Source organism: Streptomyces sp. NPDC002130, assembly GCF_040296465.1.
Lineage (GTDB): Bacteria > Actinomycetota > Actinomycetes > Streptomycetales > Streptomycetaceae > Streptomyces.
Genome location: NZ_JBEOXI010000284.1, coordinates 1 through 9,725, shown reverse-complemented (window position 1 = coordinate 9,725; position 9,725 = coordinate 1). Strand labels below are relative to the sequence as shown.

General features: G+C 72.2%; 8 protein-coding genes and 1 pseudogene. 7 read left to right on the top strand and 2 right to left on the bottom strand.

From position 1 onward, the window contains the following. Nucleotides 1–61 precede the first annotated feature (61 nt). Nucleotides 62–481 (top strand): aspartate 1-decarboxylase, encoded by a 420-nt coding sequence (panD, locus tag ABT116_RS35175; RefSeq protein ID WP_351642397.1) that lies wholly within the window; start codon nt 62–64, stop codon nt 479–481. Between the two features lie 41 nt (nt 482–522). After that, on the top strand, nt 523–867 hold the full coding sequence (locus ABT116_RS35170) for a GNAT family N-acetyltransferase (protein WP_351642392.1): 345 nt from the start codon (nt 523–525) through the stop codon (nt 865–867). Nucleotides 868–1,533: 666 nt separating this feature from the next. Here the strand turns inward: ABT116_RS35170 and gnd are convergent. Beyond that, entirely contained in the window at nt 1,534–2,973 is a 1,440-nt protein-coding gene (gene gnd, locus ABT116_RS35165) for an NADP-dependent phosphogluconate dehydrogenase (protein ID WP_351642386.1), read from the bottom strand. A gap of 351 nt (nt 2,974–3,324) precedes the next feature. Here gnd and ABT116_RS35160 point away from each other — a divergent pair, with 351 nt between their 5' ends. Beyond that, on the top strand, nt 3,325–4,548 hold the full coding sequence (locus tag ABT116_RS35160; RefSeq protein WP_351642381.1) for a transglycosylase family protein: 1,224 nt from the start codon (nt 3,325–3,327) through the stop codon (nt 4,546–4,548). Here the strand turns inward: ABT116_RS35160 and ABT116_RS35155 are convergent. Further along, complete coding sequence (locus ABT116_RS35155; RefSeq protein WP_351642378.1) at nt 4,538–5,752, bottom strand: DMT family transporter; 1,215 nt, start codon at nt 5,750–5,752, stop codon at nt 4,538–4,540. The genes ABT116_RS35160 and ABT116_RS35155 overlap by 11 nt on opposite strands. Nucleotides 5,753–5,980: 228 nt before the next feature. Here ABT116_RS35155 and ABT116_RS35150 point away from each other — a divergent pair, with 228 nt between their 5' ends. From ABT116_RS35150 to ABT116_RS35135, 4 genes and pseudogenes are all read left to right on the top strand, one after another. Continuing rightward, nucleotides 5,981–6,718, top strand: a complete 738-nt coding sequence (locus ABT116_RS35150; protein WP_351642401.1) for a (2Fe-2S)-binding protein — start codon at nt 5,981–5,983, stop codon at nt 6,716–6,718. Nucleotides 6,719–6,757: 39 nt separating this feature from the next. Beyond that, complete coding sequence (glgA, locus tag ABT116_RS35145) at nt 6,758–7,909, top strand: glycogen synthase (protein ID WP_351642374.1); 1,152 nt, start codon at nt 6,758–6,760, stop codon at nt 7,907–7,909. A 51-nt stretch (nt 7,910–7,960) separates the two neighbouring features. Further along, nucleotides 7,961–9,181 (top strand): glucose-1-phosphate adenylyltransferase, encoded by a 1,221-nt coding sequence (glgC, locus tag ABT116_RS35140; protein ID WP_351642369.1) that lies wholly within the window; start codon nt 7,961–7,963, stop codon nt 9,179–9,181. Between the two features lie 320 nt (nt 9,182–9,501). Continuing rightward, nucleotides 9,502–9,648 (top strand): annotated as a pseudogene (locus tag ABT116_RS35135) (wax ester/triacylglycerol synthase domain-containing protein); the annotation flags it as partial. Nucleotides 9,649–9,725 lie beyond the last annotated feature (77 nt).

The window sequence follows — 9,725 nt, the reverse complement described above, 5'->3', positions numbered from 1 at the left end:
CCGAAGACCGCCCTTGACCTGCAAAAAGCGGGCAGGGAGCAGACAAACCGGGAGTTTCTCGATGCTGCGTACCATGTTCAAGTCCAAGATCCACCGAGCCACCGTCACCCAGGCCGACCTGCACTACGTGGGATCCGTGACCATCGACGCCGATCTGCTCGACGCCGCCGATCTGCTGCCCGGTGAACTCGTGCACATCGTGGACATCACCAACGGGGCCCGGCTGGAGACGTACGTCATCGAGGGCGAGCGCGGGTCCGGTGTCATCGGGATCAACGGGGCCGCGGCCCATCTCGTCCACCCCGGCGATCTCGTGATCATCATCAGCTACGCCCAGGTGACGGACGCCGAGGCGCGGGCACTCGTCCCCCGGGTCGTGCACGTGGACCGCGACAACCGGATCGTGGCCCTCGGTGCCGACCCGTCCGAGCCGGTGCCCGGCTCGGACCAGCAGCGCAGTCCGCAGGCCGTCAGGGCCTGACCGGCGTATCCGAAGCAGCAGAGCAGAGGAGGAGCGTGTCCATGAGCGACCCGGAGATCCGTGACGACCGGGCGGCGGGCCGGCTGGAGGCCGTGTCCGACGGTGAAGTCGTCGGCCGCATCGAGTACTTCGTGCTCGAGAGCCCTGAGCGCGCGCTCGTGCCCGTCCACACGATCGTCGAGCCCGCCCACGAGGGCAAGGGCATCGCCGGTTCGCTCGCGCGCGAGCTCTACGCCCTCGCCGGCCGTGAGCACAGCGCGGTCGCCTCGCTCTGCCCGTACGTCACCAAGTGGGCCGAACGCCACCCCGACGAGGCCTCCCCGGCCGATCAGGACCTGCTCGCGGCGGCGAAGGACTGGCTGAGGGCCCACCCCGGGCGTTTCTGACCCGGCTCCGACTCTCTCCGGCCCGGGCCCGACTCTCTCCGGCCCGGGCCCGACTCTCTCCGGCCCGGCTCCGACTCTCTCCGGCCCGGGCCCGAGCCTCTGCCACCTGGGCCCGCCCCTCACCGGCCCAGGCCCGCCCCGCTGCCACCCGGGCCCGCCCCACTCCGACCCGGGCCCGCCCCTCTCCGGACACGACCCCGACCCTCTCGGGCACCCGGCCCCGACCCCATTACCCCCACCTGGTCCATGCCCGTCCTGCGGGGGAGTGACTGCCGACGCGGGCACCGGGTAGGCGGGGATTAGTCCAGAGCCGGAGTCGTCCCACTGGCTGGAGGACCTGATGACGAACCCGATTCCCGACCCCGTGCCGCCGGCGCCGACACCGGGCCCGGATCCCCAGCACCCGGATCCGCATCCCGACCCGGTGCCGAACCCACAGCCCCCGCCGGGCCCCGAGCCGACCCCTCCGCCGCCCGCGCCCACCCCGCCGGCGCCCCCGGGCCCCGACCCCGTGCCGGGTCCCGACCCGTCCCCGATCCCCCCGGGACCGGAGCCCGTACCGAACCCGGAGCCCGGCCCGCCGCTGTCCTGACCCGGATACGCGAACGGGGCGGTGGTCGGCGACACGTGCCGTCCACCGCCCCGCACCCTCCTGAGCGGCAGCGCCTACGCGGTGGTCTCCGACCGGTCCCCGCCCCACAGCGTGTGGAACGAACCGGCGCGGTCCACCCTGCGGTAGGTGTGCGCACCGAAGTAGTCCCGCTGCCCCTGCGTCAGCGCCGCCGGCAGCCGCTCCGCGCGCAGGGCGTCGTAGTAGGCGAGGGCCGCGGCGAAACCGGGCGTCGGGACACCCTGGCGGGTCGCCGCGACCAGTACCTCACGCCAGTCGTCCTGGGCGTCCGCGATCTCCTGCGCGAACGTCGCGTCCGACAGCAGGCTCGGCAGGTCCGGCCGGGCGTCGTACGCGGCACGGATCCGGTCCAGGAACGCCGCGCGGATGATGCAGCCGCCCCGCCACAGCGCCGACACCGCGCCGAGGTCGATGTCCCAGCCGTACTCGTCGCGGGCCGCGTCGATCTCGTGGAAGCCCTGCGTGTACGACACGATCTTCGACGCGTACAGCGCCTGTTCCACCCGGTCCGCGAACGCCCTGGCCTCCGCCTCGCTCAGCGGCTGCGCCTTCGGGCCGGCCAGCTCGCGCGAGGCCTCCCGCAGCGCCGCATGGCCCGACAGGGAGCGCGCGAAGACCGCCTCGGCGATACCCGACACCGGCACGCCCAGGTCCAGGGCGATCTGCACGGTCCAGCGGCCGGTGCCCTTCTGCTCGGCCTGGTCGACCACCACGTCCACGAACGGCTTGCCCGTCTCCGCGTCCACGTGCGACAGCACCTCGGCCGTGATCTCGATCAGGTACGAGTCGAGTCGGCCCCGGTTCCAGGTCCGGAAGATCTCCGCGATCTCGGCGGGGGAGTACCCGGCGACGTCCCGCAGCAACTGGTACGCCTCGCCGATGAGCTGCATGTCCGCGTACTCGATGCCGTTGTGCACCATCTTCACGAAGTGCCCGGCACCGTCCGGACCGACGTGCGAGACGCACGGCGAACCGTCGGCCGCCTTCGCCGAGATCTTCTCCAGCATCGGGCCCAGCGAGTCGTAGGACTCCTTCGGGCCGCCCGGCATGATGCTCGGGCCGTTCAGCGCGCCCTCCTCGCCGCCGGAGACACCCATGCCGACGAAGTGGATGCCCTGCTCACGCAGGTCCCGCTCACGGCGCCGGGTGTCGGCGAAGTGCGCGTTGCCACCGTCGATGATCATGTCGCCGGGCTCCAGCAGCGGTGCGAACTCCTGGATCACCGCGTCGGTCGGCTCACCGGCCTTCACCATCACGACCAGACGCCGCGGCCGCTCCAGCGCCGCCACGAAGTCCTTGGCGCTCTCGCACGCGACGAACTCCCCCTCGCCGCCGAACTCCTCCACCAGGGCGTGCATACGCGCGGGCGTCCGGTTGTGCACCGCGACCGTGTAGCCGTTGCGGGCGAAGTTACGGGCGAGGTTGCGGCCCATGACCGCGAGACCGGTGACGCCGATCTGCGCTGTACTGCTCATTCGGTTCGCTCCTAAAGACCTCGGTATCGGTGCTGCCGGTGGGGGGCGCCCACGGGCATCCCCCGTCGACCATCCTGACGTGCCGCTACTTCGTCCGCACGCCCGGGTCGCACGGCGTGGCGCAGGCTGATACGGACGAGAGCCCCGTCGCACTCAGCCGACGCACGCGTCCCCGCGCACGGCGCACCCGCGCACCGGGTGCCGTACACGGTGCACCGCCGAGGCGCACGTCGCTCAACAGGGGCCTCATACCGGCCATTTGGACTCCCGGGCGGCGAAAAGCCGTCTTGTTCTGGCCGGTTCGCAGCGCTTACTTTTGCCCCTCCTGACGCATGTCTAGGGGGGCTATCGATGGCCGTACGCGGCCGGCACCGCCGGTATCAGCCGAACAGGATCAACCGCGCCTCACTCACCGTCACGGCGGGCGGCGCGGGCATGGCACTGCCGTTCATGGGCACCGGCGCCGCCCAGGCGGCCGACATGGACACCTGGAACAAGGTCGCCGCCTGCGAGTCCACCAACAACTGGAGCATCAACTCCGGCAACGGCTTCTACGGCGGCCTGCAGTTCACCCAGTCCACCTGGGAGGCCTACGGCGGCCGGGCCTACGCGGCACGCGCGGACCTGGCGAGCAAGGACCAGCAGATCGCCGTCGCGGAGAAGGTGCTCGACGGGCAGGGCCCGGGCGCCTGGCCGGTCTGTTCCGTGCGGGCCGGACTGACCCGGGGCGGCGGCGAGCCCGACATCCGGCCGGCCGCCGAGCGCACGCAGCAGAGGGAAACCAAGCCGAAGACCTCCATCGAGGACGTACGGCCGCAGTCCACGCCGCAGTCCCGGGCGGGCAACGCCGAGATGTACACCGTGGTCCGCGGCGACACCCTCTCCGGCATCGCGGACGACCAGGACGTGCGGGGCGGCTGGCGGGGCCTGTACGCCGCCAACCGGTCGGCCATAGGGTCCGACCCCGATCTGATCGTGCCAGGCCAGCGTCTCGCGCTGCGTGGTGAGGGCGCCACGAAGACGCGTCCCGCGCACAGGCCGGCACCGTCGGCCGAGCCCTCGACGAAGAAGCCGGTCCAGGACCGCGCCAAGGAGCGGCCGAAGGAGCAGCCCAAGGAGCGGGCCAAGGACGAGAGCAGGGAGCGCGCGGACCGGTCCACGGCCACCCGGCAGGGCTTCGTCGCCCCCGTCAACGCCTCCCTCGGGACGCCCTACCGCAAGGCGGGCTCCTCCTGGTCGAAGGGCTACCACACCGGCATCGACTTCCCCGTGCCCACCGGCACGTCGGTCAAGTCGGTCGCGTCGGGCAGCGTCGTCAGCGCGGGATGGGGCGGCTCGTACGGCTATCAGGTCGTGGTCCGGCACGCCGACGGCCGCTACAGCCAGTACGCCCACCTGTCCGCGATCTCCGTGCGCGACGGGCAGTCGGTGAGCGCCGGCCAGCGCATCGGCCGCTCCGGCTCCACCGGCAACAGCTCGGGCCCGCATCTGCACTTCGAGGTGCGGACGGGGCCCGGTTTCGGTTCGGACGTCGACCCGGTGGCGTACCTGCGGGCCGGCGGCGTCAGGATCTGACGCGTATGCGGTGCCGGTCGACCGTGGGGAGCGGGACGTACGGGATGCCGTGGAAGGGGACGTAGGGGAGCGGGCGTTCGTCGGCGGTGGCTGCCACCGACGGCTCCCCGCTCTCGTACGCGGCATCCGCACCGGGTGCCGCCGCTGCCCCCGGACCCTGCGCGAGCACCGCGACCGGTGCGTCCGGCTCCGGCACGAGCACCGCGAGCGGCGTCTGCGGCCCGGGCACGAGCACCGCCGCCGACCCCGGCCGCGGTCCGGGCCCGGGCACGAACACATCCTGCACGAGCGGTCGCCCACCGGCGGCCACGGCGTCGGCCACGGCAGCGACCGGCTCGGACACGACCACCGGCTCGCGCGGGTCCACCGGCTGCCCGTGCGTGAGCCGTTCCGTCGTCAGCAGGATCAGGCCACCCGCCGCCACCACGCCACAGCCCAGTGCGAGCGCCGTCCCCGTCGTGCCGTAGCGGAAGGTTTCTCCGAACATCGTGATGCCCACCGCGGCCGCCACCACCGGGTTCACGACCGTCAGCGTGGCCAGCGGGGCGGCGAGGCCGGCGCCCCGGTAGGCGGCCTGCGACAGCAGCATGCCGGCCGTGGCGAGGACGCCGATCACGGCGAGGGAGGGCACGTCCGCCGCCGACACACCTCCGGTCCAGTCCACCGCGACGGTCTTGGTGAACACCGAGGACATGCCGAACGCGATACCGGACGCCGTCGCCAGCAGCATGCTGCGCACCGCCGGGTGCCGGTGCGCCGCCCGGGCGGCGATCATCAGCGAGACGACCACACCGGCGGTGACGACGGCGACGGCCACCCGCTGTGCCGTGTCCAGCGACCGAGCGTCGGACGCGGCGACCAGGGACAGCAGACCGGCGAGGCCCACCGTCGCCATGATCGCGCCCCGCCAAGCTGTGGCGCCGGCCTTGCGGCCGACGAACAGGGCCGCCATGGGCAGCGCCACCACGATGGTCAGCGCGCCGAGCGGCTGCACCAGGCTCAGCGGACCGTAGGCCAGAGCCACCACGTGCAGCACTCCACCGAGGCCGTTCAGCCCGACCGCCGCCCACCAGCCCGGCCGCCGCAGCGGCGCGTATTGCTCACCCGGCGAGGACTCCGCCACCCGCTCCTGCACGATCGCCCCGCCCGCGTAGGCGAACGCGGAGACGAGCGACAGCAGGACGGACAACGCGAGGGCGCTCATCGGCTGCTCCTCTGCGTGAGGCGGGGGCGCTCGGCCCTACGCGGCGAAAGGTGGGCTTTCATGACCAACACCCTGCCGTGTCCAGGTCTTCCCGTCGTCGTCCCTGAGCACTCATTGGGTCCTACTGCCGATGGAGTACGAGGGGAGCACCGTCATCCCCAGGGTGGGCGAGTCCGGTCGGGGGCCACCGGGTCGCGTCCCTTAGGGGCCTTGGTACTACTGCTCTTCGTGGACCTCGACCCCGACCTCGCCGCGCTCCGCCCGCTCGCCGGCTTCTTCGTGCTGCGCACGGAAGGAGCACCGGCCGGGTCCCTTCCCACTCTCGCACAGGCGTATGCCACAACGTCACCGGAACTGTCCGGAAATCCCCTGATTTTTCGAGTGCAGAAGGTCGCGACCGCCCTGCGTGCCCCGGAGACGCGTGTCGCCGCGTCCGTGACCCATCTGGGCCTCGCCGCCCGGCTCTGGTCGATCGCCCTCGGCTGCGCCGCGCTGTACGGCCGCGTCCCCGACCTGGACGCCCGGCTGCTGCACTGGGACGCCGACGGCAGCGCCCCCGACGACCTGTGGCTCACGGACGTGACGCCGCTTCCCGGTGACGCGCGGACGGTCGCGGACGTCGTCCTGAACGGCCACCTCGTCCCCCTGGCGGCGGCCCTGCGCGCCCGTCACGGCCTCGCCCCCGGCCTGCTGCGGGGCAACGCCGCCTCCTCGCTGGCCGGCGCCGCCCGGGAACTGGACCGCTGGGCCCGGCGGCACGGCCGTACGGACGTCGCCGTCCGGGCCCGCTCCCTGGCCGCGGAACTCCTCGCGCACCCCCGGCTCGCCGGCGCCGGGAGCCTCACCGGCACCGCCTTCCGGCGCCGCAGCTGCTGCCTGTACTACCGGGTTCCCGGAGGGGGCGTCTGCGGCGACTGTTGCTTCCCACGACCGCCCCGCTCTTCCCCACGCGCCCCATCTGGGTGACCATGAAAGGGAACGGCCGCTGAGAGCAGGGAGTTGCGGGTGCGCGTCGGACTGCTGACCCGGGAGTACCCGCCGGACGTGTACGGCGGTGCAGGTGTCCATGTGGAGTTCCTCGCCCGCGAGCTCAGACCGCTCGTCGACTTGGACGTGCACTGCTGGGGGGAGGGCCGCGCCGACGGTGTGCGACGGCACCGGCCCTGGTCCGCGCTCGACGGCGCCAACGACGCGCTGCGCACGTTCTCCGTCGACCTCGCCATGGCCGCCGCCCTCGAAGGCCGCGAGCTCGTCCACTCCCACACCTGGTACGCCAACCTCGGCGGTCACCTCGCCAAGATGCTGTACGGCATCCCGCACGTGATGACCGCGCACTCCCTGGAGCCCCTGCGCCCCTGGAAGGCCGAGCAGCTCGGCGGCGGCTATGAACTGTCCAGCTGGGCGGAACGCACCGCGATCGAGGCCGCCGACGCGGTGATCGCCGTCTCCGGCGCCATGCGCGAGGACATCCTCGGCTGCTACCCGGCGCTGGACCCGGAGCGGGTCCACGTCGTGCACAACGGCATCGACACCGCGCTCTACCGGCCCGATCCCGGCACGGACGCCCTGGACCGCGTCGGTCTCGACCGCTCCCGCCCGTACGTGCTGTTCGTCGGCCGGATCACCCGCCAGAAGGGCGTGCCCCACCTGCTGCGCGCGGTGCGGGACATCGACCCGGCCGCGCAGGTCGTGCTCTGCGCGGGCGCCCCGGACACGCCGGAGATCGACCAGGAGTTCCGCGAGCTGTTCGGGGAGCTGAGCGGGGTCCGCGACGGGGTGTTCTGGATCCCGAAGATGCTGCCGCGCCCGGAGGTGATCCAGCTCCTCACGCACGCCGCCCTCTTCGTCTGCCCGTCGGTGTACGAGCCGCTCGGCATCGTGAACCTGGAGGCGATGGCCTGCGGCACCCCCGTGGTGGCCTCGGCGGTCGGCGGCATCCCCGAGGTGGTGGACGACGGCACGACAGGGCTGCTCGTCCCGCCCGGCGACGGCTTCGAGGCGGGCCTCGCCCGGGCCATGGACACCGTCCTGGCCGACCCGGCGGCCGCCCGGAGGATGGGCGAGGCCGGGCGGGAGCGCGCGGTCGGCGAGTTCGGCTGGGACGCGGTGGCCCGCCGCACGGTCCGGCTCTACGAGGAGATCGTCAAACAGGCTTAGCGGGTACTGCTCAGGGGCAGGCATCGGGAAATCGGCGTGAGGGGAGCGGCCATGCGTGGTGGTGGTCCTTCGGTCCTGGGGATCGTGCTGGCGGGCGGCGAGGGCAAGCGGCTGATGCCCCTGACCGCGGACCGGGCCAAACCGGCGGTGACCTTCGGCGGCACGTACCGCCTGGTCGACTTCGTCCTGTCCAACCTCGTCAACGGCGACATCCTGCGCATCTGCGTCCTGACGCAGTACAAGTCGCACTCGCTCGACCGGCACATCACGACCACCTGGCGGATGTCCAATCTGCTGGGCAACTACGTGACGCCCGTGCCCGCCCAGCAGCGCCTCGGCCCGCGCTGGTACCTGGGCAGCGCCGACGCGATCCTGCAGTCGCTGAACCTGATCTACGACGAGCGCCCCGAGTACGTGGCCGTCTTCGGCGCCGACCACGTCTACCGCATGGATCCCCGCCAGATGCTCGCCCAGCACATCGAGAGCGGCGCGGGTGTGACGGTGGCCGGGATCCGGGTGCCGCGCACCGAGTCCTCGTCCTTCGGGGTGATCACGCCGGGCTCGGACGGTCAGACGGTGGAGCGCTTCCTGGAGAAGCCGACCGACCCGCCGGGTCTCGCGGACGATCCGACCTGCGTGTTCGCCTCGATGGGCAACTACATCTTCACCACCAAGGCCCTCATCGAGGCCCTCAGGCGGGACGCGGAGGACGCGTCGTCCGTGCACGACATGGGCGGCTCGATCCTGCCCCAGCTCACCGACCGGGGCGAGGCCGCGCTGTACGACTTCAGCGCCAACCACGTGCCCGGCGAGACCACCCGCGACCAGGGCTACTGGCGGGACGTCGGGACACTGGACGCCTACTACGACGCCCACATGGACCTGATCGCCGAGCGCCCCGCCTTCAACCTGTACAACCGCAGCTGGCCCATCTACACGCACTCCTACCAGCTCTCGCCGGCCCGCTTCAACGCGGGCGGCATCGCCAGCGAGTCCATCATCAGCGCCGGCTGCCTGGTGCGCGGGCAGGTCACGCGGTCCGTGCTGTCGCCGGGTGTGGTGGTCGACCCGGGGGCCGTGGTGCAGGGCTCGGTGCTGCACGACAACGTGCACATCGGCCGGGGAGCGGTGGTGCGCGGCGCCGTCCTCGACAAGAACGTCGAAGTGCCGCCGGGCGCGACAATCGGCGTCAACCCGGAGCGGGACGCGGAGCTGTACACGGTCTCCAAGGGCGGGGTCATCGCCCTCGGGAAGGGGCAGTTGGTCACCTGACGCGGGGTGGCCCGGTCGGTTGTCCTGACATGCCCGCGAGATGAATCAGTCGACCGGCGACCGTGCCGGCAGTCCGTCGGCCGCCATGCGGGTGACCTTCCATCACCGGGTTGATCCATGACGCCTCCCGGGTGACTCACACGGGGTGCCCGGCGACGCATCCTGTGCTGGACTGACGGCACATGCACCATAAGTCCCGCCCCTTCCATCGGGGCGGGACTTAATCTGCTGTTAACTGTACGTAGCCTGATCGTACTTGACCGTAATCGGCTGGGGGCGGTTGACTGCTGGCCCACCCGTCGTCGACGCGAGGCAAGCCCTTGACTGCTGATCTGCTCGCTCCTCTCGACCTGGCGTTCTGGAACCTGGAGTCCGCCGAGCATCCGATGCACCTCGGTGCGCTCGGGGTCTTCTCGGCTCACTCGCCCGCCGCGGGCGCCCACGCGGCGGACCTGCTCGCGGCCCGGCGCCCGACGAGGAGATCACGGCGATCAAGGCCCTCGCCGAGGCCTTTCCGGGACACCCGCTGCGGCTCGACCCGAAC